This window comes from Roseibacillus persicicus (genome assembly GCF_014651675.1).
GTDB classification, from domain to species: domain Bacteria; phylum Verrucomicrobiota; class Verrucomicrobiia; order Verrucomicrobiales; family Akkermansiaceae; genus Roseibacillus; species Roseibacillus persicicus.
Genome location: NZ_BMXI01000076.1, coordinates 1 through 723 on the forward strand (window position 1 = coordinate 1; position 723 = coordinate 723).

The 723-nt window shown below is 50.5% G+C and carries 1 protein-coding gene; it reads left to right on the top strand.

The features are described 5' to 3' along the window. On the top strand, positions 1–313 hold a 313-nt coding region (locus tag IE099_RS20945), incomplete at its 5' end, for a hypothetical protein (RefSeq protein WP_229809640.1). Between the last annotated feature and the right edge of the window lie 410 nt (positions 314–723).

Genomic DNA, 723 nt, shown 5'->3' on the forward strand with positions numbered 1-723 from the left:
AAATCCGACCGCGCTGGCGAGTCGGAGACTTGACTGGAGAAGGGAAGGTGGTAGAAGTATCGAAAGCGCGCTGAGTCGGTCGGATTGGGTGTGCTGGAACGTTCGCCTAAATATTATGGATTATACCGACTTCGCAGCCGATTTTCGCACGGAGTGTCGACACAGCAATCTGTTGCAAGACGACTTTCGCCGTGTTTTGACGGAGTTAACGCGCCATAGTAAGGACTATCCACCAAAACTTCTCAGCGAGTGGGAAGACGGTCTGCGGGAAATTTACGCAGAGGAAAAGCTAGCACAACGTAAGGAGAATTGAGAGGGACGGTCGGAAGTATTCGTTAATTGGATATCTTGTATTCCCTTATGCGGGGCACCATAGAACAATCTTTGATTTCATTACCTTTCTCTTTCCTGACCGGTGTCATTACTATAATGATGATATAGTGCCTGTGGTTTCTCTAGTCGGCTAGGGATTTGGCTGCCCATTGACTCTCGGACTGGCGAACAATGCGCAGCACCACAAATCCAACCGCGCTGGCGAGTTGGAGGATTGACTGGAGGAGGGAGCGTGGTAGAAGTAGTGAAAGCGCGCTGAGTCGGTCGGATTGGGTGTGCTGAGACGTTCGGCAAAAAAATCCGCATGGCATCGAAACCTCCAGTGATTCCCTTCGTTCCGAAGTCAACTTCGTTTCTGAAGCCGGGAATGTTCTGGGATATCCCTCTTCG